At 69.8% G+C, this 22,966-nt stretch carries 25 protein-coding genes; 2 read left to right on the forward strand and 23 right to left on the reverse strand.

The window, feature by feature from the left end; all coding sequences use genetic code 11:
- The 15 genes from ybgF to ACFQ2D_RS16300 all read right to left on the reverse strand — a co-directional run bounded on the left by ybgF (position 1) and on the right by ACFQ2D_RS16300 (position 12,630).
- Positions 1–798, reverse strand: a complete 798-nt coding sequence (gene ybgF, locus ACFQ2D_RS16230) for a tol-pal system protein YbgF (RefSeq protein ID WP_280942756.1) — start codon at positions 796–798, stop codon at positions 1–3.
- Positions 799–807: 9 nt separating this feature from the next.
- Positions 808–1,284 (reverse strand): peptidoglycan-associated lipoprotein Pal, encoded by a 477-nt coding sequence (gene pal / locus ACFQ2D_RS16235; protein WP_386795723.1) that lies wholly within the window; start codon positions 1,282–1,284, stop codon positions 808–810.
- A 111-nt stretch (positions 1,285–1,395) separates the two neighbouring features.
- The gene (tolB, locus tag ACFQ2D_RS16240) at positions 1,396–2,712 is read right to left on the reverse strand and encodes a Tol-Pal system beta propeller repeat protein TolB (RefSeq protein WP_280942754.1); all 1,317 of its coding nucleotides are present in this window, start codon (positions 2,710–2,712) and stop codon (positions 1,396–1,398) included.
- A gap of 227 nt (positions 2,713–2,939) precedes the next feature.
- Complete coding sequence (locus ACFQ2D_RS16245) at positions 2,940–3,923, reverse strand: cell envelope integrity protein TolA (protein WP_280942753.1); 984 nt, start codon at positions 3,921–3,923, stop codon at positions 2,940–2,942.
- Positions 3,913–4,356 carry an ExbD/TolR family protein gene (locus ACFQ2D_RS16250; protein ID WP_280942752.1) on the reverse strand — a complete coding sequence of 148 codons (444 nt, stop codon included), beginning with the start codon at positions 4,354–4,356 and terminating at the stop codon, positions 3,913–3,915. The genes ACFQ2D_RS16245 and ACFQ2D_RS16250 overlap by 11 nt, the downstream gene beginning before the upstream one ends.
- Positions 4,357–4,368: 12 nt before the next feature.
- The gene (gene tolQ, locus ACFQ2D_RS16255) at positions 4,369–5,163 is read right to left on the reverse strand and encodes a protein TolQ (protein ID WP_280942751.1); all 795 of its coding nucleotides are present in this window, start codon (positions 5,161–5,163) and stop codon (positions 4,369–4,371) included.
- Positions 5,160–5,657 carry a tol-pal system-associated acyl-CoA thioesterase gene (gene ybgC, locus ACFQ2D_RS16260; RefSeq protein ID WP_280942750.1) on the reverse strand — a complete coding sequence of 166 codons (498 nt, stop codon included), beginning with the start codon at positions 5,655–5,657 and terminating at the stop codon, positions 5,160–5,162. Before ybgC ends, tolQ begins: the two co-directional genes overlap by 4 nt.
- Positions 5,657–6,694 (reverse strand): Holliday junction branch migration DNA helicase RuvB, encoded by a 1,038-nt coding sequence (gene ruvB / locus ACFQ2D_RS16265; protein ID WP_280942749.1) that lies wholly within the window; start codon positions 6,692–6,694, stop codon positions 5,657–5,659. Before ruvB ends, ybgC begins: the two co-directional genes overlap by 1 nt.
- 108 nt (positions 6,695–6,802) lie before the next feature.
- Positions 6,803–7,438 carry a NapC/NirT family cytochrome c gene (locus ACFQ2D_RS16270; protein WP_280942748.1) on the reverse strand — a complete coding sequence of 212 codons (636 nt, stop codon included), beginning with the start codon at positions 7,436–7,438 and terminating at the stop codon, positions 6,803–6,805.
- The gene (locus ACFQ2D_RS16275) at positions 7,435–7,974 is read right to left on the reverse strand and encodes a nitrate reductase cytochrome c-type subunit (RefSeq protein WP_280942747.1); all 540 of its coding nucleotides are present in this window, start codon (positions 7,972–7,974) and stop codon (positions 7,435–7,437) included. The genes ACFQ2D_RS16270 and ACFQ2D_RS16275 overlap by 4 nt, the downstream gene beginning before the upstream one ends.
- 1 nt (position 7,975) lies before the next feature.
- Positions 7,976–10,477 carry a periplasmic nitrate reductase subunit alpha gene (napA, locus tag ACFQ2D_RS16280; RefSeq protein WP_280942746.1) on the reverse strand — a complete coding sequence of 834 codons (2,502 nt, stop codon included), beginning with the start codon at positions 10,475–10,477 and terminating at the stop codon, positions 7,976–7,978.
- Positions 10,474–10,776: a chaperone NapD gene (locus tag ACFQ2D_RS16285; RefSeq protein WP_280942745.1), complete on the reverse strand. Its 303-nt coding sequence runs from the start codon at positions 10,774–10,776 to the stop codon at positions 10,474–10,476. The genes napA and ACFQ2D_RS16285 overlap by 4 nt, the downstream gene beginning before the upstream one ends.
- Positions 10,769–11,341: a ferredoxin-type protein NapF gene (gene napF / locus ACFQ2D_RS16290; protein WP_386795709.1), complete on the reverse strand. Its 573-nt coding sequence runs from the start codon at positions 11,339–11,341 to the stop codon at positions 10,769–10,771. The genes ACFQ2D_RS16285 and napF overlap by 8 nt, the downstream gene beginning before the upstream one ends.
- Positions 11,293–11,460, reverse strand: a complete 168-nt coding sequence (napE, locus tag ACFQ2D_RS16295) for a periplasmic nitrate reductase, NapE protein (RefSeq protein WP_280942914.1) — start codon at positions 11,458–11,460, stop codon at positions 11,293–11,295. Before napE ends, napF begins: the two co-directional genes overlap by 49 nt.
- A 147-nt stretch (positions 11,461–11,607) precedes the next feature.
- Positions 11,608–12,630 (reverse strand): LLM class flavin-dependent oxidoreductase, encoded by a 1,023-nt coding sequence (locus tag ACFQ2D_RS16300; RefSeq protein WP_280942913.1) that lies wholly within the window; start codon positions 12,628–12,630, stop codon positions 11,608–11,610.
- A 135-nt stretch (positions 12,631–12,765) separates the two neighbouring features.
- On the opposite strand from ACFQ2D_RS16300, the gene ACFQ2D_RS16305 reads away from it, so the two are divergent.
- Together ACFQ2D_RS16305 and ACFQ2D_RS16310 are read left to right on the forward strand one after the other, a co-directional pair.
- Positions 12,766–13,233 (forward strand): hypothetical protein, encoded by a 468-nt coding sequence (locus tag ACFQ2D_RS16305; RefSeq protein ID WP_280942743.1) that lies wholly within the window; start codon positions 12,766–12,768, stop codon positions 13,231–13,233.
- Positions 13,230–14,486: a peptidoglycan-binding protein gene (locus ACFQ2D_RS16310; protein ID WP_280942742.1), complete on the forward strand. Its 1,257-nt coding sequence runs from the start codon at positions 13,230–13,232 to the stop codon at positions 14,484–14,486. Before ACFQ2D_RS16305 ends, ACFQ2D_RS16310 begins: the two co-directional genes overlap by 4 nt.
- A gap of 83 nt (positions 14,487–14,569) precedes the next feature.
- Here ACFQ2D_RS16310 and ACFQ2D_RS16315 read toward each other — a convergent pair whose 3' ends face one another.
- From ACFQ2D_RS16315 to aspS, 8 genes are all read right to left on the reverse strand, one after another.
- A complete protein-coding gene (locus tag ACFQ2D_RS16315) occupies positions 14,570–15,859 on the reverse strand; it encodes a diguanylate cyclase (protein ID WP_280942741.1) in 1,290 nt (429 codons plus the stop codon).
- Positions 15,860–15,941: 82 nt separating this feature from the next.
- The gene (locus tag ACFQ2D_RS16320; protein WP_280942740.1) at positions 15,942–17,861 is read right to left on the reverse strand and encodes a potassium transporter Kup; all 1,920 of its coding nucleotides are present in this window, start codon (positions 17,859–17,861) and stop codon (positions 15,942–15,944) included.
- A gap of 18 nt (positions 17,862–17,879) precedes the next feature.
- Entirely contained in the window at positions 17,880–18,470 is a 591-nt protein-coding gene (gene ruvA / locus ACFQ2D_RS16325) for a Holliday junction branch migration protein RuvA (protein WP_280942739.1), read from the reverse strand.
- 100 nt (positions 18,471–18,570) lie between these two features.
- Positions 18,571–19,092, reverse strand: coding sequence for a crossover junction endodeoxyribonuclease RuvC (gene ruvC / locus ACFQ2D_RS16330; RefSeq protein WP_280942738.1), 522 nt, complete (start codon positions 19,090–19,092; stop codon positions 18,571–18,573).
- 30 nt (positions 19,093–19,122) lie between these two features.
- On the reverse strand, positions 19,123–19,854 hold the full coding sequence (locus ACFQ2D_RS16335) for a YebC/PmpR family DNA-binding transcriptional regulator (RefSeq protein ID WP_280942737.1): 732 nt from the start codon (positions 19,852–19,854) through the stop codon (positions 19,123–19,125).
- A 33-nt stretch (positions 19,855–19,887) separates the two neighbouring features.
- Positions 19,888–20,559, reverse strand: a complete 672-nt coding sequence (locus ACFQ2D_RS16340; protein WP_280942736.1) for an esterase/lipase family protein — start codon at positions 20,557–20,559, stop codon at positions 19,888–19,890.
- An 86-nt stretch (positions 20,560–20,645) separates the two neighbouring features.
- The gene (locus ACFQ2D_RS16345; RefSeq protein WP_280942735.1) at positions 20,646–21,173 is read right to left on the reverse strand and encodes a GNAT family N-acetyltransferase; all 528 of its coding nucleotides are present in this window, start codon (positions 21,171–21,173) and stop codon (positions 20,646–20,648) included.
- A gap of 24 nt (positions 21,174–21,197) precedes the next feature.
- Positions 21,198–22,958 (reverse strand): aspartate--tRNA ligase, encoded by a 1,761-nt coding sequence (gene aspS / locus ACFQ2D_RS16350; protein ID WP_280942734.1) that lies wholly within the window; start codon positions 22,956–22,958, stop codon positions 21,198–21,200.
- Positions 22,959–22,966 lie beyond the last annotated feature (8 nt).

The raw sequence follows: 22,966 nt of genomic DNA on the forward strand, positions 1-22,966 counted from the left end.
TCAGCGGCTGACGCGCGCCAGCTGGATCGCGTGCAGCCGATCCTCGGCGGTGCGCGCCGCGTCGGTGCCCGGGAACTGCGAGGCCACCCGGGACAGGGTCGCCTCGGCGCCGTCCAGGTCGCGCAGCCCGTACTGCGACAGGCCGATCTTGAGCAGGGCGCCAGGCGCCTTGTCGTGGGTGGGATAACGGTCCATCAGGACCTGGAACTGCTCGCGCGCCATCTCGTAGTTCTGGGTGACGTAATAACTCTCGCCCAGCCAGTAGCGCGCGTTGGGCGCGTACACCCCTTCCGGGTACACGCGCAGGAAATCCTGGAACAGCTGGGCGGACTGGACGTAGTCGCCGGTCTTGAGCGCGGCGAACGCGGCATCGTAGGCGCCACGCTCGTCGGCGGTATTGGCGATCAGGCCAGCGTCGCCGTGCACACTCGGCCTGGTGTCGGCGGGGGCGGCCGGGGCCGCGCCCACCGGGGTCCCCGCACCGGCCGGATCGGGCAGTGCGGGCGCGCCCGCGCCTTCCAGCCGGTTGAGCCGGCCGTCGAGGTCGAGGTACTGGCTGCGGCTGGTCGACTTGAGCTGTTCGTTCTGCTGCTGCAGCTCCTCCACCTGCGAGCGCAGGGACTGCACCTCGCGGCGCAGCTCGGTCAGCTGGTTGAGCAGGTCGACGTTGCCGCGGTTGTCGGCCGCGCGCTGCTCGAGCACGGCCACGCGGTCGGCCAGGCTCATGCGCTGGCCGGAAGCGGGCGCGGCGGCCACGAGGGCCGCCGCGAACGCGATCGGGACGATCAATGCACGCATCGTCGCTTCTTACTTCGCCGTGTAGACGATCTCGACGCGGCGGTTCTTGGCCCAGCAGTCCTCGCTGGACTCGGTGCAGGTCGGGCGCTCTTCGCCGTAGCTGACCACGGTCAGCTGGCTGCCCGAACCGCCGTTGGCCTGCAGGGCCGACGACACCGCGTTGCCGCGACGCTCGCCCAGGCCGAGGTTGTACTCGCGGCTGCCGCGCTCGTCGGCGTTGCCTTCCAGGGTGATGCGCGAGGACGGACGGTCACGCAGGTACTTGGCATGGCACGACATCGCGGCTTGGAACTCCGGACGCAGCGCGTCCTGGTCCAGGTCGAAGTACACCACGCGCTGGCGCAGGCAGGCGTCGGTGTCCAGGTCCGCCGGGGTGTAGGCGCCCGGAGCAGTGGTTCCACCCGTCTGGGCCGGCGGCGGCGTGGTATCGGCCGGGGGGACATCCTTGACCTTCTTGGAACAGGCGGCCATGGCGACGCACATCATTGCGATGAGCACGGCCTTGCCGAGCACGGCGGACTTGTTGGTGTTCATTCTCGTCGATCCTCAGGCGTTGAAACGGACGTTCAGGTTGATGGAATAGCTGTGCAGGATTTGTCAGCGGGGGGTCCGGTATGGCCCCCACGCTGGTTCGCGTACATCCCCGTCGGCCAGGACCAGGCGCTGTCGCACGCGGCCGTCGGCCGAGACAGCATACAGGACCCCCCGCCGTCCTTCACGCGCCGCGTAGAGGATCATGCTGGCGTTCGGGGCGAAGCTCGGGGACTCGTCCAGCGAGCCGGGGGAGATGGTCGACCAGCGCGGCGAACCGAGGCTGCGGTCCATCACCGCGATCCGGTAGGTGTTGCCGGCCCCCTGGGCCACCGCGATCTTCTGGCCGTCCCAGGAAATGCTCGGATCGGCGTTGTACCTGCCCTCGAAGGTCACCCGGGTGGCGCCACCGCCGGAGGCCGACACCTGGTAGACCTGGGGCTGGCCGCCGCGGTCGGAGGTGAAGTAGAGACTGTTGCCGTCCGGACTCCAGACCGGCGCGGTGTCGATCCCGAACTGGTTGGTGATCTGGGTCAGGGCCTTGCTGCCCAGGTCCATCACGTAGATCTCCGGGTTGCCGCTGCGCGAGAGGGTCAGCGCCAGGCGGCGGCCGTCGGGCGAGAACGCCGGCCCGCTGTTGATGCCGCGGAAGCTGGACACCAGCTCGCGGCTGCCCGTGGTGATGTTCTGGATGTAGATCGAGGAGTTGCCGCGCTCGAAGCTGACGTAGGCCAGGCGGGTGCCGTCGGGGCTCCAGGCCGGGGACAGCAGCGGTTCGTTCGAGCGCACCACCGTCTGCGGGTTGTAGCCGTCGGCGTCCGCGACCATCAGCGCGTAGCGGGTGCCCTGCCCCGCGCCGGTGGCGGTGACGTAGGCGATGCGGGTCCAGAACGCGCCGCGGATGCCGAGGATCTTCTCGTAGATGGCGTCGGCCATCTGGTGGGCCACGTCGCGCATCGCGCTGCCGGGCGCGGTCAGGGCCAGGCCGAGCAGGCGCTCCTGCTTGGCCACGTCGAACAGTTCGTACTCGACCCGGTAGCTGCCCGAGCCGGCGTCGGCCACGCGGCCGACCACCAGGAAGTCCTGGCGCAGCGCGCGCCAAGCCGGATAGTCGACCTCAGAGCCGCGGGTCGGACGGGAGACCATGTCGCGTTCGGGCAGCGCGCGGAACTGGCCCGAGCGCTCGAGGTCGGCACGGACCACCGCGGCCACGTCGGTGGCCGGCGCGGTGCCCCCGCCCTGGTAGGGCATCGGCACGATGGCGATCGGCAGGGCCGAGGCGTTGCCGCCGATGATGTCGATCTCCAGTCCCTGCTGCTGCGCGGCCGCGCCGAGCGGCAACAGCAGAGCGAGCATGGCGAACAGGCAGCGTTTGAAAGTCATCGGGGAAGTCCCTCGAGGGTCGTGAATGAGGCGGCGACAGCTTGGCGGGGAATCGTCGCACGAAGATGAACGGCGATGGACTCCAGCGGTGCGCGCACGGGGGCCGTCGCCCTTGGCCGTGCGAGAGGCGCAGCACGCAACCGCCCGACGTCGCCCGGGCGAACGCTACGCGCGGTGGCGTGAAGGTTTCGCCGTGGCGTCGACCCGCGGCCGACGCCTGCGCGGGCTCAGCGGTCCTGCGCCTGGAAGTTGAGCGTGATCGTGCGCTGGAAGACCGACTCGAAGCCGGCATAAGGCAGCGGCTGCGCCTTGAGCACGGCCGCCTCGACCGAGCGACGACCGAGCTCGTCGTAGGGGCACGAGGGACTGACGCGCGCTTCGACCACCTCGCCGCCCGGAATCTGGCGGATGACGATCTGGCAGCGCTGGCCGGTCGGCACGGTGTCGGGCCGGGTCCAGTTGCGCAGGATCGCCTCCTGCAGCGCGGCCGCATAGCGTGCGGCGAGACCCGTATCGACGCCCTGGTTCCCGGGCGGCGGCGGCGCGGACGAGGACTGGGCCTGGTCGGAGGCCTGCCGCGCCTGCCGGTCGGCGATCTGCTGCAGCCGCTGCTGGGCCTGGCGCTGCTCGCGTTCGAGCTTCTCGCGTTCGGCGCGGATCTTCTCCAGCTGCTGCTGGGCCAGGCGCCGCTTCTGCTCGGCCTCTTCCTGGCGCTTGCGCTCGGTCAGGTCGATCTGCTCCTGGCGGCGCTTCTCTTCCTGTTCCCGATCCACGCGGGCACGCTCGGCCTCGGCATCGCGGCGCACCTCTTCCTGGTTGACCGGCTCCGGATCGGGCACCCGTTCCTGCGGCGTGGGCTGGCGTTCGACCGGCGCCTCCTCGGGGACCGGCTCGGGCAGCGGCTGCGGCGGCGGCGCAACGTCCTCGTCGATCGGCTGTGGCAACGGCTCCACCACGGGCTGCGGCAAAGGTTCGGGATCGAGCGCCAGCGCGCGCTCGACGGCGCGCTGGTCGGCGCTGGAGACATCCAGCACCGCTTCCATCGACGGCGCGCCGGCCACGCTGATGCGGTCCGGGTCCCAGCTCAGCAGGGGCGACAGCAACAGCATTGCCAGCACCAGCACGTGCACGACCACGGCCCAGGCGATCGCCCGGCCCAGGCCTTCTTCCGGCGGCGTCCCGGCGGGACGCTGGAGGGCGTCAGCGTGCATCACCGCCCGCGTTGGTCATCAGGCTGACGTTGCTCACCTTCGCGCGGCGCAGCACGTCCATCGCATCGAGCACGTTCTGGTAGGGCGCATCGCCCTGCGCGGCCACCATGACCCGGAAGTCGTTGCCCTGCTGCTCGCGGATGGGAGCGAGCATGCCTTCCATCTGCGTCGCGTCGATGACGCGCGGGCGCCCATCGCCGGGCAGCTGCAGGCCCAGGCTGCCGTCGGGATAGGCGATGACGATCACCGGATCGGTGCGTTCCTGGGTCGCCCGCGCCTCGGACGAAGGCAGCTTGACGTCGACGCTGAGCGTCAGCAGCGGCGCGGTCACCATGAAGATGATCAACAGCACGAGCATCACGTCGATGTAGGGCACGACGTTGATCTCGGACTTCAGCTTGCGCCGCTTGCGGTGGATGATGCTTCCGGACATCGGAGCCCCCGCCTACTCGATCGAGCTCTGGCGCTGCAGGATGGTGCTGAACTCCTCGGCGAAGCTCTCGTAGCGCACCGACAGGCGCTCGACCCGCGTGGTGAAGCGGTTGTAGGCCCACACCGCCGGGATCGCCACGAACAGGCCGATGGCGGTGGCGAACAGCGCCTCGGAGATGCCCGGCGCCACCGCGGCGATGCCGGTCTGCTCGCCGCTGTTGAGCATGTCGTGCATGGTCACCATGATGCCGAACACCGTGCCTACCAGGCCCACGTAGGGTGCGGTGGAACCGATGTTGGCCAGCAGCTCGAGGTTGCGCTCGAGCTGGTCGACCTCGCGGGTGTAGCTCACCCGCATCGCGCGCTGCGCGCCCTCCAACTGGGCACGGGCGTCGAAGCCGCGCTTCTCGCGCAGGCGCGCGAACTCGCGGAAGCCGGCCTCGAAGATCGCTTCCAGTCCGGTCACGTGGCGGTTGCGGTCGGTCGCGCCCGAATACAGCTTGCCGAGGTCGGCGCCCGACCAGAACCGGTTCTCGAACTCGTCGGCGTCCCGGTTGGCGAGCTTGAAGATGCGCGCCTTGCGGAAAATGATGACCCAGCTGATCAGCGAACCCGCCAGCAGCAGCAGCACGATCAGCTGCACAGGCAGGCTCGCCTTGAGCATCAGGTCGATGTAGTTGATGCCCTCGCTGGCGGCCACGGCCGCGGCAGCAGCCGCGGGGTCGGCCAGCTGGGTCGTCGTCGCGGCGGCCTCTTCGGGCAGCGGCTCGATCTGGGTGGCCTGCAGCAGCATTGCGAGGGGGATCATTCTTCCTGGGCTCCGGGTTCGACGAGTCGGATCAGTTCCTGGTGCAGCGCTTCGGGAATCGCCCGCGGGCGGAACGTCGACGCTTCCAGCGCCGCGCACCGCACTTCCGCGTCCAGCAGCAGCTCGCCATCGCGCAGGATGGACTGCGCGAACACGATGCTCGCGTGCCGGCAGCGGCGCAGCGACACCGTGACCTGCAGCGCATCGTCCAGCCGCGCCGGCTTGCGGAAATCGATCCGCATCGCCCGCACCGCGAACACCAGCCCGTGGGTCAGTCGCAGCGCATCCTGCCCGTACCCCAGCGACCGGACCCACTCGGTACGCGCCCGCTCGAGGAACGCCACGTATTGCGCGTGATAGACCACGCCACCAGCGTCGGTATCTTCCCAGTACACCCTTGTCGGGATGCTGAACGCTGGACGACCGGAATCGGAAAGCGCGGAAGGGCTCAACTGTGGACGCTCCGTGATGAAGGGGGGCGGCGCGTGCGCCATCAGAACAGGCTTTCGGTGTCGCCGATGCCGGTAGCGGCCCCGCGGCGCGGCTCCAGGCCCAGGTGGCGCCAGGCCTTTACCGTGGCCATGCGGCCGCGCGCGGTGCGGACCAGGAAGCCCTGCTGGATCAGGTAGGGCTCGATCACGTCCTCGAGCGTGCCGCGCTCCTCGCTCAGGGCCGCGGCCAGCGAATCCACGCCGACCGGGCCGCCATCGAAATTCTCGATGATCAGGTTGAGCAGGCGCCGGTCGAGTTCGTCGAAGCCTTCCGGGTCGACCTTGAGCATCTTCATCGCCGCGTCGGCCACGGACTGGTCGATGCGCCCCCCGGCCTTGACCTGGGCGTAGTCGCGCACGCGGCGCAGCAGGCGGTTGGCGATGCGCGGGGTGCCGCGCGAGCGCCGGGCGATCTCGGCCGCGCCTTCCTCGGCACAGTCGATGCCGAGGATCTGTGCAGCGCGGCGCACGATCCGGGTCAGCTCGGCGGCGCTGTAGAACTCCAGCCGCTGCACGATGCCGAAGCGGTCGCGCAGCGGCGCGGTCAGCAGGCCGGCGCGGGTGGTCGCGCCGATCAGGGTGAAGGGCGGCAGGTCGATCTTGATCGAGCGCGCGGCCGGGCCCTCGCCGATCATGATGTCGAGCTGGAAATCCTCCATCGCCGGGTACAGCACCTCCTCGACCACGGGCGAGAGGCGGTGGATCTCGTCGATGAACAGCACGTCGTGCGGCTGCAGGTTGGTCAGCAGCGCGGCCAGGTCGCCGGCCTTCTCGATCACTGGGCCGGAGGTCACCCGCAGGCTCACCCCCAGCTCGTTGGCGATGACGTGGCTGAGGGTGGTCTTGCCCAGGCCGGGCGGGCCGAAGATCAGGACGTGGTCCAGCGCCTCGGCGCGGCGCTTGGCCGCCTCGATGTAGATGCCCATCTGCTCGCGCACGGGCTGCTGGCCGAGGTACTCGTCCAGCCGCCGGGGGCGGATGCTGGCCTCGAGGGCGTCGTCTTCGCGGGTGGCGCCGGCGCCGATGATGCGGTCTTCCATCGCGCTATGGTCGCATGCCGCCCGGGGCGCCGCATCGTCCGGTCGCGCCCGCGGGACCCGGCCGGAACGGCCTTCCGTCCCGCGGCCCGGCGGCCGCAGCCGGGATGCCTAGTGCGCGGCCGCCGCCGGCGCCGCCTGCACGCCCTGCGGCACGCCCGCCATATTGGGCAGCCGGTGGGCGATGCCCTTGTGGCAGTCGATGCAGGTCGCGTCGCCGGTGGCCAGGAAGGTGCGGTGGGTGCGGGCGGCGCGGCTCGCCTGCCGGGTCAGGTCCATCGACTCGTAGTCGTGGCAGTTGCGGCACTCCAGCGAATCGTTGGCCTTGAGCCGGGCCCATTCATGGGTGGCCAGCACCAGGCGCTGGTCGAGGAACTTCTCGCGGGTGTTGATGGTGCCGAAGATCTTGCCCCACACCTCCTTGGAAGCCTGCATCTTGCGCGCGATCTTGTCGGTCCAGTCGTGCGGCACGTGGCAGTCCGGGCAGGTGGCGCGGACCCCGGAGCGGTTGCTGTAGTGGATCGTGGTCTTGAGTTCCTCGAACACGTTGTCGCGCATCTCGTGGCAACTGGTGCAGAACACCTCGGTGTTGGTCGCGTCCATCGCCGTGTTGAAGCCTCCCCAGAACAGGATCCCGGCGATGAAGCCGCCCAGGGTGAGGAAGCCCAGGCTCAGGTAGCGTGCCGGCGCGGTGAACTGGCGCCAGAAGCCCCGCAGGGTCGCGATGGCGCGGTGGACCGGGCTCATTGGTGCGCCTGCCCGGCCTGCGCCGCCCGCTCCTCGCGCAGCATCGTGTCGATGTCGCGGAACTGGTTGCCGACCAGCGGCTTGGCGTCGGTCTGCACCACGTGGCACTGCACGCAGAAGTAGCGTCGCGGCGACACCTCGGCCAGGAACTGGTCGTCCCGGTCCATGTAGTGCGTCACGCTCACCGGAATCGCCTGGAACTGCGCGGCGGTGTTGCGCGCATGGCAGAGCATGCAGCGGTTGGAGTTCAGGTCGACCTGGTAGCCCTCGATGCTGTGCGGGATGGTGGGCGGCTGCATCGGGTAGGCGCGTTCGCGGCGCAGGTCGAAGTTCTCCACGCTGGCCATCGGCAGGGGGGTGACCTCGGTGGTGATCGGGATGTTCCGGCGCAGGCCGTCGATGTCCTGCGCCGGGTTGCCGCGGGCGCCGACCTCGGGCGCGGGCGGGGCCACCTGCGGCGGCGGCTCATTCCGGCCGCAGGCCGCCAGCGCCAGCAGCACCAGCGCCAGCAGCGAGTTGGATGCGAGCGCACGCATGTCAGGCCCCTCCCACGGCGGCCACCCGGACCGCGCACTTCTTGAAGTCGGTCTGCTTGGAGATCGGGTCGGTGGCGTCGAGCGTGACCTTGTTGATCAGCTGCGCGGCGTCGAACCAGGGCACGAAGATCACCCCCCGCGGCATCCGGTTGCGACCGCGCGTTTCCACCCGCGTGCGCATCGCCCCGCGCCTGGAGACGACCTCGACCTCGTCGCCGCGCTTGAGCCCGCGCGCGCGCGCGTCGTCGGGATTCATGAAGGCGACCGCCGACGGCACCGCGCGGTAGAGCTCGGGAATGCGCATCGTCATCGACCCCGAATGCCAGTGTTCGAGCACGCGCCCGGTGACCAGCCACAGGTCGTATTCGTCGTCGGGCGATTCGGCGGGCGGTTCGTAGGGCAATGCCCAGATCACGGCGCGCCCGTCGGGCTGCCCGTAGAACTCGAAGCCCTTGCCAGGCTTGACGTAGGGATCGGCGCCCTCGCGGTAGCGCCAGCGCGTTTCCTTGCCGTCGACCACCGGCCAGCGCAGTCCGCGGACCTGGTGGTAGGTGTCGAATGGCGCGAGGTCGTGCGCGTGCCCGCGCCCGAACTCCGCGTACTCCTCGAACAGGCCCTTCTGCACGTAGAAGCCGAACGCCTCCGACTCGTGGTTGGCGTAGCCCTCCTCGATCTGGTCGACGCCGAATGCATCGACCTTGCCGTTGCGGTACAGCACCTCGAACAGGGTCTTGCCGCGGAACTGCGGGTTGGCCGCCAGGATCTCCTCGGGCCAGCACTCGTCGGTGGTGAAGCGCTTGGAGAACTCCATCAGCTGCCACAGGTCCGAGCGCGCCTCACCGGGCGCGTCCACGAGCTGGTGCCAGAAATGGGTGCGGCGCTCGGCATTGCCGTACGCGCCCTCCTTCTCCACCCACATCGCCGAAGGCAGGATCAGGTCCGCGGCCTGGCAGGTCACCGTGGGATAGGCGTCGGACACCACGATGAAGTTGTCCCGGTTGCGATAGCCGGGATAGCCCTCCTCCAGCATGTTGGCCGCGGCCTGCATGTTGTTGTTGACCTGCACCCAGTAGGCATTGAGCTTGCCGTCCTTGAGGGCGCGGTTCTGCTCGACCGCGTGGTAGCCGGGCTTGTCCTTGATGATGCCGTGCGGGATCTTCCAGATCTCCTCGGCGTGGCGGCGGTGCTCGGGATTGGCGACGACCATGTCCGCCGGCAGGCGGTGGCTGAAGGTGCCGACTTCGCGCGCGGTGCCGCAGGCGGAGGGCTGGCCGGTGAGCGAGAACGGGCTGTTGCCGGGGGTGGCGATCTTCCCGGTCAGCAGGTGGATGTTGTAGACCATGTTGTTGGCCCACGTGCCGCGCGTATGCTGGTTGAAGCCCATCGTCCAGAACGACATCACCTTGATGCCGGGATCGGCGTAGAGCTCGGCGAGCTTCTCCAGCCAGCCGCGCTCGATGCCGGTCATCTCGACCGCACGCTCGAGCGTGTATGGCGCCACGAAGCGCGCGAATTCGTCGAAGTCGATGTCGACCCCGCCCTCGGGGTCGTGGCCGTGCGTGGCCGCCACCTGCAGCGGATGTTCGGCGCGCAGGCCGTAGCCGATGTTGTCGTGGCCGCGGCGGAACTTGGTGTGCTTCTCGACGAATTCGCGATTGACCTTGCCGCTGCGGATGATGTGGTTGGCGATGTAGTTCAGGATCACCAGGTCGGTCTGGGGCTTGAACACCATCGGGATGTCGGCGAGGTCGAAGCTGCGGTGCTCGAAGGTCGACAGCACGGCTACCTTGACGTGCGGGTTGGACAGCCTGCGGTCCGTCACCCGGGTCCAGAGGATCGGATGCATCTCGGCCATGTTCGACCCCCACAGCACGAACGCATCGGCGGCCTCGATGTCGTCGTAGCAGCCCATCGGCTCGTCCATGCCGAAGGTCCGCATGAAACCGGTGACCGCCGAGGCCATGCAGTGGCGTGCGTTGGGATCGATGTGGTTGCTGCGGAAGCCGGCCTTCATCAGCTTGTTGGCCGCGTAGCCTTCCCACACCGTCCACTGGCCCGATCCGAACATGCCGATGCCGTCGCCGCCCTTGGCCTTGAGCACGGCGCGGAACTTCTCCGCCATCACGTCGAAAGCCTCGTCCCAGCCCACCGGGGTGAAGTCGCCTTCCTTGTCGTACACGCCGTTCTTCTTGCGCAGCAGCGGCGTGGTGAGCCGGTCGGCGCCGTACATCACCTTGGACAGGAAATAGCCCTTGACGCAGTTGAGGCCGCGGTTGACCTCGGCCAGCACGTCGCCGTGGGTGGCCACCACGCGACCGTTATGGACGGCGACGTTGATGCCGCAGCCGGTGCCGCAGTAGCGGCACGGGGCCTTGCTCCACTTGAGCGCATTGCCGCCCTCGACGACCGGCTCGGCCACCTGGGCCGGAACCGGCAGGCCGGCGGCCGCGGCCGCACTGGCGATGGCGGTATTGCGGATGAACTCGCGGCGACTTGTACTCATCGCAGTGACTCCTGGCGGGCGGGCGCCGATGCGGCTGCGTCGGCCAGCCCCCGCGGTTCGACATGGTGGTAGACGAGGTTGACGGCATAGACGCCGGCCACCGACTCGATCAGCCGGATGTTGTCCATCAGCCCGGCGGTCCCGTCGCTTTCCTGGAGCAGCACGCTGCGGGTGTCGTCCTGCAGGGCGAGTTCGAGTCCCTGCGCGCCTGCGATGGTGGCCGCGAGCGCGGGGATCGCGTCGGGGCGGTGGCGCACCACCAGGCTGGCCAGATGCCATTCGGGCGCAGGTTCAGGCATCGATGGCCTCCTCGTGGAGCGCGGACAGCGACAGGGCGCCGGCCGGGCAGCCGGCGATGCAGGCACCGCAGCCGGTGCACCGGTCGGACAGCACCTCGGGTACCGGCATCGTGCGCGACGGTGCGAAACGGATGGCGGCGGTGGGGCAGGCATCCCGGCAGCTGAAGCAGACCACGCCCTGGGTGGCCAGGCACTCCTGCCCGACCAGCGCACGCAGTGCCCATGGCCGCTGCTCGACCGGTCGGAACAGCTGCGCATCGCACGCACCTGCGCAGTCGCCGCAGAAACTGCATTCGCCGCGCCGCGGGTCGAACATCGGCAGACCACCGGCCGCCTGCACCAGGACAGCCTCTGGACAGGCGCGCACGCAGTCTCCGCAGCCAGTGCAGGCGTCGGAGAATGGCGATTCATCGATCGCCCATGGCGGGCGCAACACCGGTTCGCCACGCAGCCGCCCACGCAGCAGCGTCCTGCGTGACACGCTGGCGCGGTCAGGCGCGATTCCCGCCACGCCCCTCACCCGCCCGCGGGGCCTGGCGGGCCCGCGATCATCTGGTAGATCCACACCGCGAAGCCGTACCCGCCCACGATCATGACCGACAACACCGGAAACAGGACCACGGTGATGAACAGGAACAGCAGGATTTCCCGTCGTTTCCGCGGCTGATCGGGACTGGTCTCCACCTGCATCACTCCTGCTGGCGCCTCGGCTTGCCCGGGAAGCCTACCCTCTGCACGAGTGAAGGCCAAGCAGCGCGTGCCCGCGTCGTGACGCCCGGCGCTGTCGTCAGCTGCATGCTGCAGCGCACAGCGGTCGACGGCCGGGCGCCCTCAGTCCTGCGCGGATCCCGCGCGCGAGAACGCCCTCGCCGCGAGGGCGAACGAATGACAGCGCGCCTGATGGTCGAATACGTTGGCCGTCAGCATCAGTTCGTCGGGACGATGCCGCGCGGCGAATGCGGCGATGCCCTCGCGCACGTCATCGGCATCCCCCACCACCGAACAGGCCAGCGCCTGCTCCACCATCGCCTTTTCCTGCGGCGTCCAGAACGCTTCGATGTCGTCGATCGGCGGCGGGATCAGCCCGGGCGCGCCGCGGCGCAGGCGCACGAAGCTCTGCTGCTGCGTGGTGAACAGGCGCTGCGCATCGGCGCGCGTATCGGCCGCCACCACGTTGAGCGCAAGCATGGCGTACGGTGCGCGCAGGTACTTTGACGGGCGGAAATCCCGGTGATAGAGCGCCACCGCCTCGGTCATGGCCGCGGGCGCGAAGTGCGAGGCGAAGGCATACGGCAGGCCCAGCGAGGCGGCGAGCTGTGCGCCGAACAGGCTCGAGCCGAGGATCCAGACCGGCACGTCGAGACCTGCGCCTGGCACCGCCTGCACCGGCTGGCCCGGCTGCGCGGGCTCGAAATAGCGCAGCAGTTCCATGACATCGGAAGGAAAGGCGTCGGCGCCGGCGTAGTAGCGGCGCAGCGCGCGGGTCGTGGGCTGGTCGGTGCCCGGCGCGCGCCCCAGCCCAAGGTCGATGCGGCCCGGGTACAGCGACGCCAGGGTACCGAACTGCTCGGCCACCTGCAGCGGCGCATGGTTGGGCAGCATCACCCCGCCCGCCCCGACACGGATGGTCGAGGTGCCGCCCGCGATATGGCCGATCAGGACAGCCGTCGCCGCGCTGGCGATGCCGGGCATGTTGTGGTGTTCGGCCAGCCAGAACCGGCGGTAGCCCAGCGCCTCCGCCTGGCGCGCCAGGTCCAGCGAATTGGCGAAGGCCTGGGCCGGTGTACTGCCCTCGCAGACCGGCGCCAGGTCGAGCAGGGAGTACGGGATCGACGGAGCGGGATGGTTGGCCATGGCGCTGAGGTGGGGGCGGTCGGCCGGCTTTCCATGCCGGGACATGGAACGGGAACGCGACAGGGATGGAAAAATGCCGTGGCCCCGCATGATGTGATAGAACAGGGCTTCGCCGCCAGCTCAGGAGGAGCAGGGATGCAAAGGATCGCTACGGCCGCAGGACCCCGTGCCCGCACGGGCGCCGCCTTGTTGACGCTCGTTCTCGGCGTCTGGGCAGTCAACGCCTGCGCGCAGACACACGGCTCACTGCAGGGCAAGGACACTGGCCTGCCCGCCCTCCTTCCCGCTGAAATCCACGGCGTCTGGGATCTGGCTCCTGAACCGTGCTACGTCGACCCGACGGTCGAGAGCGACAGCCGTCTGCAGATCGGTGCGGACTTCGTTCGCGGCTATGAGGAACTGATGGAGATCCGCGAAGTCGCGAGGATTTCGGACATCCCGCTGGCTTTGCGTGTCCTTGCAGTCTCGGACATCGCACCCCCGGATCTGCAGGGCCCAGCCATCTATGTGCTCTCCGGTGACTCGCTGACGATCGCGGACGCCGAACAGGCGCGAAGCTATGTACGCTGCCGGAGCGCATCGAGCGGGCGGGACGGGTCATGAGCCCGGAAGGCGGAAGCGGGCACCGGGTCCTTCAGCTCGGTGCGCCCGATGCGCACGGAAACCAGACCAATATTCCGGTCACCGGCCTGGAGTCGCTGGTCACCCATCATCCGAAAGGCAACCGCCACGCGGCAATGATCGACGGCGTGATCGTGGGCGTGGAGTCCAGGACCAAGCGCTCGTATGCCTACATCGGTGGCGAATTCCAGGAAATCGAGACGCGGCGGACCGACGAATACGGCGCGCTGGCTCCGGACCAGGTGCTGCTGATAAAGGATTTCATCATCGAGTCGCGGGGCGCCGGCGACGCGGGATGGTCCAGACAGCTGGATGTTCCATCCCCGATTTCCGGGACGATCAGCCGGCGCGACGATCGAAACGGACTGGTCGAGATCTCGAACGAATCCGGCGAGGTCATCGCGCGCATGCGTCACCTGAGCGGCATCGAGGTGAATGCAGGGGACGATGTCTCCTACGGGCAGCCGTTGGGAACCCAGGACAACCTGGGACTCGGCCTGCCGCCTGGGCGAGCCGTGCACGTGCACATGGAAATCGACACCCGCCACTACGCCCAGTTCGAACGCTACGTGGCAGACCTGGTCGAAGGGCGACTGCTCCACACCGCCCCGTCCCGAGGCGGGAGCCAAGAGCTGGCTGTCGCGCACGACGGCACCTTCCGCCTCGGCGAATCCCACGCCCGCATCGGCGTCCTGCAGCAGGTCATGCATGGCGAGGGCTATCGCGCGGCGGGCGGCGGGCCGCTCGATCGCGATGGCGTCTACCGGGCGTCGATGCAGGGGGCGCTGCTGGACTTCCAGCGCGCGCATGGCCTTCCGCAGACGGGCGACATCGATCCGGCCACGCTGCGCCTCGCGCCCGCACCGCGCCCGCGCGAGCGCGACCTGGCCGACCACTTCGAGCCCGGGCGGCCGCTGCCGCGCCAGGCGGACCAGGCCACCGCGCCCGGGCATCGCGACCATCCGGACCACCGGCACCGGTTGCCGCCCGAAGCGGAAGCGCCGGTCAACCGCCAAGGGGCGCGCCCGGCGTCGACCGGGCTGCTCGACCGGCTGTTGCCCGCGCTGGACGGAGGCGATCCGGGCGCGGTCGCGCGTGCACTCTCCGATCTCGCCAGGTCCGAAGAGATGCAGGCCTGGCTGCGGCAGGGACACGTGGCACTTGAGCTCCAGCAGCCGCAGGCCGCCGCCGGTCGCGACCACGCCCGCGCGCCTGAGCCCTTGCCCCAAGGCTGAGGATCCGGAGCTCCGCTCGGCAGGATCGGTCGACGGCAACGAGGGGGGCTGCGCGGTGACCGCGAAGCGTTCGCCCCGCCGCCCTACCCTGCCATCACCACGCGGTTGCGGCCCCCGGCCTTGGCCAGGTACAGCCGGCGGTCCGCATCGCCCAGCAGCCGGTGCAGGTCGTCGCCCGGCGTCGCGGTACGCACGCCGATGCTGACGGTCATGCGCAGCGCACCGCCGGGCACGCGTACCCGCAACGCTTCGATCCGCTGCCTCAGCGTCTCGAAATAGGACGCCAGGGCGTCGCCTTCCAGCCCGGGCACGAGCAGGCAGAACTCCTCGCCGCCAAAACGGGCCACGTGGTCCTGCGGGCGGGCGTGTTGCGACAGCTCGCCCGCCATGGCGCGCAGCGCATGGTCGCCGGCGTCGTGGCCCCAGCCGTCGTTGATGTGCTTGAAGTGGTCGATGTCGAGGATGGCCATGGCCAGCGGCTGGTCCTGCGCGCGCAGTTCCGGCACCAGGCGCTCGGCCTGCTCGAGGAAGTGGCGCCGGTTGGGCAGGCCGGTGAGGAAATCGCGGGTGGCCAGGTCCTGCAGGCTGCCGATCAGCTCGAGCTGGTCGACGTTCTGCGACACGCGGCAGAAGAACTCCTCGCGCGAGAACGGCTTGCGCAGGAAGTCGTTGGCGCCGTTCTTGAGGAAGCGCGCGACCAGCCCGGCATCTTCGCGTCCGGACACGCCGATCACCGCGACGCGGTCGCGGGCGCGCACGCCGCGCATGCGGCGGGTCAGCTCGACCCCCTGCATGCCGGGCATTTCCTGGTCGACCAGGGCCAGGCGGATCGTGGGATCGCCCTCCAGCAGCCGCAGCGCCGCGTCGCCGTCCTCGGCCTGGACCACGCGGTAGCCGTAGGTCTCGAGCAGGCTGGCCGTGTGCGCGCGCGCCGACGACGAATCGTCCACCACCAGCGCCGAGATGCGGCGGTTGCGCTCCAGCCGCTTCACCAGCCAGACGATGTAGTCGAGGCTGCCCGGGGTGCTCTTGAGCACGAAGTCGATCACCCGCCGCCGCAGCAGCCGCTCGCGCAGGTCCTCGTCGTAGACGCCGGTGACCACCACCGTCGACAGCCCGCGCTCGAGCAGGCAGTTCACCACCTCGTCGCGGTCGCCGTCGGCCAGCACCAGGCCGGTCAGGGCGAGGAACCAGTCGTCATGGCGGTCCAGCAGCGCCCGTGCCTCCGACAGCGTGGTGGCGACCATCACCGGCAGCTCCAGCTTCTGCTCGATCGCCCCGGCCACCGCCTGGGTATAGGCGCGCGAGTTCTCCAGCAGCAGCACGCGCTGCGGCAGGGTGGTCCTGGCGACGATTGGCTGGAGCAGGGTCATGCGCCCGCACCCGTGCGGTGGCGTCACACCGATAACGGCCGATCCCGGGCCGGCTTGAACAGGCCGCGCCCGGGGCTCCGGCTCAGATCTCGACCTGCGCGCCCAGTTCCACCAGCCGGTTGCCCGGGATCCTGAAGAACTGGTTGGCGGGCGCGGCGTTGCGGTGCATCACCGCGAACAGGCGGTCGCGCCAGACCGGCATGCCGCGGTTGGCGCTGGACACGATGGTTTCGCGGCTGACGAAATAGGTGGTCTCCATCGGGTCGAAGATCAGCGAACCGTGGTCGGCCGCCTGCATCAGCGCCTGGGGCACGTCGGGCGTTTCCATGAAGCCGAAGCGCACCACCACCCGGTGGAAGCCGTCCCCGATCGAATCGATGGACAGGCGCCTGCCCGCCGTGGCGTACGGTACCGTCAGCGTTTCCACGGTGAGGAACACATTGCGCTCGTGCAGCACCTTGTTGTGCTTGAGGTTGTGCAGCAGCGCATGCGGGACCACGCCCTTGTCGCTGGTCATGAACACCGCCGTGCCTTCCACGCGCACCGGCGGCGCCAGCATCAGGCCGGGGATGAACGCATCCAGGCGGATGCCTTCCTTCTGCATCTCCTCGCGCAGGACCTCGCGCCCGCGCCGCCAGGTCCGCAGCAGGGTGAACAGCACGATGCCCAGCACCACCGGGAACCAGGCCCCCTGCAGCACCTTGGCGCCATTGGCCACCAGGAAGGCGATGTCGATGACCAGGAACAGCGCGCACAGCGGCAGCACCCAGCGCCGCTGCCCGGGCCACAGCGTGCGCGCCACCAGGGCCAGCAGCAGGGTGTCGATCAGCATCGTCGCCGATACCGAGATGCCGTAGGCCGCCGCCAGCGACGAGGAGTTGCCGAACGACAGCACCAGCCCGACCACGATCGCCATCATGGTCCAGTTGATCGCGGGGATGTAGATCTGGCCGATGGTCTCGCTGGAGGTGTGCTTGATCCGCATCCGCGGGATGTAGCCCAGCTGCATCGCCTGGCGGGCGATCGAGTAACCGCCGGTGATCACCGCCTGCGAGGCGATCACCGTGGCCAGGGTGGCCAGCACGATCATCGGCCACTGCGCCCAGTCGGGCACGCCCACGTAGAAGGGATTGCGGATCGCGGCCGGGTCCTCGAGCACCAGCGCGCCCTGCCCCAGGTAGTTGAGCATCAGCGCCGGCAGCACGAAGAAGTACCAGCCGTAGCGGATCGGGCGTGGCCCGAAATGGCCCATGTCGGTGTAGATCGCCTCGCCGCCGGTCACCGCCAGCACCACCGCACCGAGGATGAAAATGCCGCCCCAGGTGTGGTCGATGAAGAACCGGGCCGCCCACCACGGGTTGATCGCGTGCAGCACTTCCGGCTCGTGCAGGATGTTCATCAGCCCCAGCGCGGCCAGCGCGGCGAACCACAGCACCGTGATCGGCCCGAACACCCGGCCGACCCCGGCCGTGCCGTAGCGCTGGCTCGCGAACAGGGCCACCAGCACCACCAGGGTGATCGGCACGATCCAGCGGTGCAGGCCCGGCGCCACCACCTCCAGGCCTTCGACCGCCGAGAGCACCGAGATGGCCGGCGTGATGACGCCGTCGCCGAAGAACAGCGAGGCGCCGAGGATGCCGAGGATGCCGACCGTGTAGGCCGAGCGCGAACCCTTGGGGAAGCAGCGCTGCGCCAGGGCCATCAGCGCCATGATGCCGCCCTCTCCGTCGTTGTCGGCGCGCATGATGATCGTGACGTACTTCAGCGTGACCACCAGGCTCAGCGCCCAGAAGATCATCGACAGTACGCCCAGCACGGTGTCGTGGTCGGCCACCAGCCCGTAGTGCGGCGAGAACGCCTCGCGGATGGTGTACAGCGGACTGGTCCCGATGTCGCCGAACACCACGCCGATCGCGCCGATCACCAGGCCGGCCATCCCGACCCGGCCGTTGCCCGGCGCATGCGTTCCGGATCCTGCAGGCGGGTGGGCGGTGTTGGACATGGCGGGCAGCGCGTCCGGTCAGCGAAGCGCGGACTGTAGCGCCTTGCGGATGATGGTTTCGGCAGGGTCGCCTTCCGACGCGGCGGCCTTGGCCATCTTCTGCGCCTCCGCCGGCTTGTAGCCCAGTTGCTGCAGGGCCACGATCGCCTCGGACAGCGGGTCGGCCGGGACCGGCGCGCCCACGCCGGGAACCGTGCCCACGGCCAGGTCGGCGGCGCGGTCGCGCAACTCCACCACGATCCGCTCGGCGGTCTTCTTGCCGATCCCGGGGATGCGGGTGAGTGCGGTGACATCGCCCGTCTGCACGAGCGTCGCGAACTGGTTGACCGTGGCGCCGGACAGGATCGCGAGCGCGATCTTCGCGCCGATGCCGCTGACCTTCTGCACGTCGCGGAACAGCCGCCGCTCGGCCTCCGTGAGGAAGCCGTACAGCGACACGCTGTCCTCCTTCTGCGCGTAGTGGGTGAACAGCGCCACCTCGCGCCCGGCTTCGGGCAGGTCGTAGAAGGTGCTCATCGGCGCCTCCAGTTCGTAGCCCACCCCGTGCACGTCGACGACGAGCCAGGGCGGCTGCTTGTGGACGAGGATGCCCCTGAGGCGACCGATCATGGCGCTGGCCTCCAGCCAATCGATGTGGAATGCGAGAACGCGCGCGCGACGCGCGCGGACCGGGACGCGCCGGCGGGCGCGGACAGGGTGGCGGCCGCCCTCATTTCCTGCTCCAGGCCTGCTGCGTGCTCACGCCCAGGCGGCGCGCGGTCGCGCGCACGTGGGCGTGGGTGATCGCGATGGCCAGCGCGTCGGCGGCGTCGGCCTGCAGCTTGCCCTGCAGGTTGAGCATCAGCCCGACCATGTGCTGGATCTGCCCCTTCTCCGCCCCGCCCTTGCCGACCAGGGCCAGCTTCACTTCCTTGGCCGCGTACTCGTGCACGGGCAGGTCGCGCAGCACCACGGCGCTGATCGCCGCGCCACGCGCCTGGCCGAGCTTGAGCGCCGAGTCGGGATTGCGCGCCAGGAACACGCGCTCGATCGCCACTTCCTGCGGTTGCCAGGTCTCGATGACCTCCGCCAGCCCCAGCAGCAGGCGCCTGAGACGCTGGGCGAAATCGCCTTCGCCCAGCAGGACCAGTGCGGTGTTGTAGACGTGGGTGGCGCGTCCCGCGGCGTCGACATCGATGATGCCCACGCCGGTCCGCTGCGACCCGGGGTCGATGCCGAGGATGCGGGTCATGCCGCGCGTCCGCGGCCCGGAACGATCGGCTCAGCCGAACGCGGCATCGCCCAGCTCGGCGTTGGAGTAGACGCTCTGCACGTCGTCCATGTCCTCGAGCCAGCGCAGCAGCTTGACCACCTGCTGCGCGGTCTCGCCGTCCACGGCGATGTCGTTGTCGGCGCGCATGGTCACCTCGGCGAGGTCGGGCGCAAGGCCGGCGGCGTCCATTGCCTGCTTCACGGCGGAGAAGGATTCCGGGGCAGTGATGACGTCGATCGCCCCGTCTTCGGGGTACACCACCACGTCGTCGGCGCCGCCCTCGATCGCGGCCTCGGTGATTTTCTCCTCGTCCGCGCCCGCTCCGTAGGAGAGCACGCCCATCTTGCGGAACATGAAGGCCACCGAGCCCTCGGTGCCGAGGTTGCCGCCGAACTTGCCGAAGGCGTGGCGCACGTCGGCGACGGTGCGCACGCGGTTGTCGGTGAGGCAGTCCACGATCACGGCGACGCCGCCGGGCGCGTAGCCCTCGTAGCGGATCTCCTCGTACTCGACGCCTTCCAGCTCGCCGGTCGCCTTCTTGATCGCCCGCTCGATGACGTCCTTGGACATGTTGACCGACAGGCCCTTGTCGATCGCGGCGCGCAGCCGCGGGTTGCCCCCGGGGTCGCCCCCGCCGGCGCGGGCGGCGACGCCGATCTCGCGGATGATCTTGGTGAAAATCTTGCCGCGCTGCGCGTCGACGGCGTTCTTGCGTGCTTCGATGGAAGGACCGCGTCCCATGGATCGTAAGGCCGTATGGGGAAGACGCGGCGATTATACGTTTGGCGCGTCGTCCCCATGCTCGAAGCGCCCGCTGCGCAGGAAGCAGGCCGCCTGGCGCGCGGCCTGCGGGGACAGCAGCAGGCCGCTGTGGCTGGCCTGGACGATGCAGTGGTCGCGCAGGCCCGGGACCCGGGTTTCGGCGATCGCCACGGTCCCGTCCGATTCCGGGTCCACCACGGCCAGCAGCCGCCCCAGCCCACGCGGCACGCAGCCGGCCACCACGCCGACCTCCACCGGCGGGGGCGCGTCGCCGAGCCCGCGCTGCAGGAGCCGCGCGCTGCGTCCGAGCAGCGGCGAGGACCAGCGGTGCGCGCCCAGCGAGCGCGCGGTGCAGCTGCCGCACAGCGGCGATCCCAGGCACACCACCCGCCGCACCGGCAGGGCGGGGGCGATGCGCAAGGCCTCCAGCGCCACCAGCCCGCCGAGGCTGTAGCCGACCAGGTCCATCTGCGGGCCACCGCGCAGCCGCTCGGCCAGCGCCCGCGCCGCGTGCGCCGGATCGTCTAACACGCTGCTGTAGCCCCAGATGCGCGCATCGAAACCGGCCGCGCGCAGCTTGCGCGCCAGCGGCAGCAGCCACAGGCGCGCGTTCCAGATGCCGTGGATCAGCAGGACCGGCGGCCGGGCCGGGCTGTCGATGGGCGACACGGGAGAGTCGGACATGCGTGGATTGGGCCGAAGCCGCGCGGGCTGCGCAAGTCTGCACGTTGCGTGGACGACGGCATCCGGCCGGCGCCACCCGCGAGCGATCAGGCAGGCGGCTGCGCGGGCCGCCGCAGGATGTATTCGAGGTCGATCGTATTGCCGACCGGGAAGTCGTACTCCCCCACCCGCTCGAACCCGCGGCGCGCGTAGAAGCGCTGGGCGCCCGGGTTCTCCGACCACACGCCCACCCACAGCGTGCGCGGGCCGTCGCGCAGCAACCAGTCCATCACCGCGTCCATGATGCGCCCGCCGTGGCCGCCGGACTGGTAGTCGCGCAGCACGTACAGCCGCTTGAGCTCGCCATCGCCCGGCGCGACGTCCGGATGCGGCAGCCCGCAGGGACCGGCGGCGGCATGCCCCACGGCCACGCCGTCGTCCTCCAGCAGCCAGACCGCGTAGTCCGGATGCGCCAGGATCGTGCGCTGGCGCTCGACCGCGTAGGACCCGGCGAGAAAGCTGGCGAGGTCCTCCGGCGGATAGAGGTGGCCGAAGGTCTCGGTGAAGGTACGCGCGCACAGCGCCGACAGCGTGGCGGCGTCGGCAAGGCTGGCGCGACGGATTTCAACCGGCATTGGCTGGCCCCCGCCCCGACCCCGTCAACCCTGCGGCCGCACCCGCACGTGCACCTCGGCCAGCTGCTCGTCCGGGATCGGCGAGGGCGCACCGGTCATCAGGCACTGCGCGGAAGTGGTCTTGGGGAAGGCGATCACGTCGCGGATCGACTCGGTGCCGGCCATCAGCGCCGCGATGCGGTCGATGCCGAAGGCGATGCCGCCGTGCGGCGGCGCGCCGTAGCGCAGCGCGTCGAGCAGGAAGCCGAACTTCAGCTCGGCCTCTTCCTGGCCGATGCCCAGCAGCTCGAATACAGCGCTCTGCATGGACGAACGATGGATGCGGATCGAACCGCCGCCGATCTCGTTGCCGTTGAGCACCATGTCGTAGCCGCGCGACACCGCCGTGGCGGCATTGGCGCGCAGGTCGGCCTCGTCGTCCACGGCCGGGGCGGTGAAGGGATGGTGCAGGGCCACGTAGCGCTGCGCCTCCTCGTCCCATTCGAACATCGGGAAGTCGGTGACCCAAAGCGGCTTCCAGCCGTCCTCGACCAGGCCGAAATCGCGGCCGGCCTTGAGCCGTACCGCGCCCATGAAGTCGCTCACGGTCGAGTACCTGCCGGCGCCGAAGAACACGATGTCGCCGTTGCCGGCGCCCACGTGCGCGACCAGCGCGGCGAACGCGGCCTCGTCGAAGAACTTCTGGATCGGCGAGGTCACCTCGCCGCCCTCGCCGATCTTGATGTAGGCCAGGCCCTTGGCGCCGTATTTGCCGGCGTGCGCGGCGTACTCGTCGATCTGCTTGCGCGAGAGCGAGGCGCCTCCGGGAATGCGCAGGGCGGCGACGCGGCCGGCGGGATCAGCGGCCGGGCCGGTGAACACCGCGAAGCCGCTGTCCCTGACCAGGTCTGCCACGTCCACCAGCTCGAGCGCGATGCGCAGGTCCGGCTTGTCCGAACCGTAGCGGCGCATGGCCTCGGCATACGTCATGCGCGGGAATTCGGCGGCCAGTTCGACGCCGGCGACCTCGCGGAACACGTCGCGGATCATCGCCTCGACCGTGTCCTGCACGTCGCGCTCGGACACCCAGGCGAACTCCATGTCGAGCTGGGTGAATTCCAGCTGCCGGTCGGCGCGCAGGGCCTCGTCGCGGAAGCAGCGCGCGATCTGGTAGTAGCGGTCGAAGCCGGCCATCATCAGGATCTGCTTGAACAGCTGCGGCGACTGCGGCAGGGCGTAGAACTCGCCCGGGTGCATGCGCGCCGGGACCAGGAAGTCGCGCGCGCCCTCGGGCGTGGCCTTGGTCAGGATCGGCGTCTCGATGTCCTGGAAGCCGCGCGCGTCCAGCCAGTGGCGCAGCGCGCTGACCAGCTTCGTGCGGGTGCGCATCTTGCGCTGCATCTCGGGGCTGCGCAGGTCGAGGTAGCGGTACTTGAGGCGGATGTCCTCGCCCGGGTTCTCGTGGTGGTGGAACGGCAGCGGATCGGCCTTGTTCAACACCTCGATGCGCTCGGCCACGATTTCCACCTGCCCGGTACGGATCTTCGCGTTGACCGAGTGGCGGCGGCGCACGGTGCCGGTGATGCGCAGGCAGTCCTCGTAGCCCACCTTCTCGGCCATGGCCACCACTTCGGCGTTGCCGGCAGCGTCCGACGGCTCGGCCACGACCTGGACGATGCCCTCGTGGTCGCGCAGGTCGATGAAGCAGACGCCCCCCAGGTTGCGGGCGACGTCGGCCCAGCCGCACAGGGTCACGGTCTGCCCGACCAACGACTCGTCGATCAGGCCGCAGAAATGGGTACGCATGGAACGGG

The sequence above is a fragment of the Luteimonas composti genome, assembly GCF_042678665.1.
In the GTDB taxonomy this organism is placed as follows: Bacteria; Pseudomonadota; Gammaproteobacteria; order Xanthomonadales; family Xanthomonadaceae; genus Luteimonas; species Luteimonas composti.

Coding starts and splice junctions, on each gene's coding strand:
- ybgC (WP_280942750.1), bottom strand. CDS start 5,657: ATGGCGCACGCGCCGCCCCCCTTCATCACGGAGCGTCCACAGTTGAGC.
- ybgF (WP_280942756.1), bottom strand. CDS start 798: ATGCGTGCATTGATCGTCCCGATCGCGTTCGCGGCGGCCCTCGTGGCC.
- ruvB (WP_280942749.1), bottom strand. CDS start 6,694: ATGGAAGACCGCATCATCGGCGCCGGCGCCACCCGCGAAGACGACGCC.
- ruvA (WP_280942739.1), bottom strand. CDS start 18,470: ATGATCGGTCGCCTCAGGGGCATCCTCGTCCACAAGCAGCCGCCCTGG.
- ACFQ2D_RS16300 (WP_280942913.1), bottom strand. CDS start 12,630: ATGGCCAACCATCCCGCTCCGTCGATCCCGTACTCCCTGCTCGACCTG.
- ACFQ2D_RS16310 (WP_280942742.1), top strand. CDS start 13,230: ATGAGCCCGGAAGGCGGAAGCGGGCACCGGGTCCTTCAGCTCGGTGCG.
- ACFQ2D_RS16285 (WP_280942745.1), bottom strand. CDS start 10,776: ATGCCTGAACCTGCGCCCGAATGGCATCTGGCCAGCCTGGTGGTGCGC.
- ACFQ2D_RS16245 (WP_280942753.1), bottom strand. CDS start 3,923: ATGCACGCTGACGCCCTCCAGCGTCCCGCCGGGACGCCGCCGGAAGAA.
- tolB (WP_280942754.1), bottom strand. CDS start 2,712: ATGACTTTCAAACGCTGCCTGTTCGCCATGCTCGCTCTGCTGTTGCCG.
- ACFQ2D_RS16270 (WP_280942748.1), bottom strand. CDS start 7,438: ATGAGCCCGGTCCACCGCGCCATCGCGACCCTGCGGGGCTTCTGGCGC.
- ACFQ2D_RS16335 (WP_280942737.1), bottom strand. CDS start 19,854: ATGGGACGCGGTCCTTCCATCGAAGCACGCAAGAACGCCGTCGACGCG.
- ACFQ2D_RS16345 (WP_280942735.1), bottom strand. CDS start 21,173: ATGCCGGTTGAAATCCGTCGCGCCAGCCTTGCCGACGCCGCCACGCTG.
- aspS (WP_280942734.1), bottom strand. CDS start 22,958: ATGCGTACCCATTTCTGCGGCCTGATCGACGAGTCGTTGGTCGGGCAG.
- ACFQ2D_RS16315 (WP_280942741.1), bottom strand. CDS start 15,859: ATGACCCTGCTCCAGCCAATCGTCGCCAGGACCACCCTGCCGCAGCGC.
- ACFQ2D_RS16275 (WP_280942747.1), bottom strand. CDS start 7,974: ATGCGTGCGCTCGCATCCAACTCGCTGCTGGCGCTGGTGCTGCTGGCG.
- ACFQ2D_RS16340 (WP_280942736.1), bottom strand. CDS start 20,559: ATGTCCGACTCTCCCGTGTCGCCCATCGACAGCCCGGCCCGGCCGCCG.
- ACFQ2D_RS16305 (WP_280942743.1), top strand. CDS start 12,766: ATGCAAAGGATCGCTACGGCCGCAGGACCCCGTGCCCGCACGGGCGCC.
- ACFQ2D_RS16250 (WP_280942752.1), bottom strand. CDS start 4,356: ATGTCCGGAAGCATCATCCACCGCAAGCGGCGCAAGCTGAAGTCCGAG.
- tolQ (WP_280942751.1), bottom strand. CDS start 5,163: ATGATCCCCCTCGCAATGCTGCTGCAGGCCACCCAGATCGAGCCGCTG.
- ACFQ2D_RS16320 (WP_280942740.1), bottom strand. CDS start 17,861: ATGTCCAACACCGCCCACCCGCCTGCAGGATCCGGAACGCATGCGCCG.
- pal (WP_386795723.1), bottom strand. CDS start 1,284: ATGATGTGCGTCGCCATGGCCGCCTGTTCCAAGAAGGTCAAGGATGTC.
- napA (WP_280942746.1), bottom strand. CDS start 10,477: ATGAGTACAAGTCGCCGCGAGTTCATCCGCAATACCGCCATCGCCAGT.
- ruvC (WP_280942738.1), bottom strand. CDS start 19,092: ATGACCCGCATCCTCGGCATCGACCCCGGGTCGCAGCGGACCGGCGTG.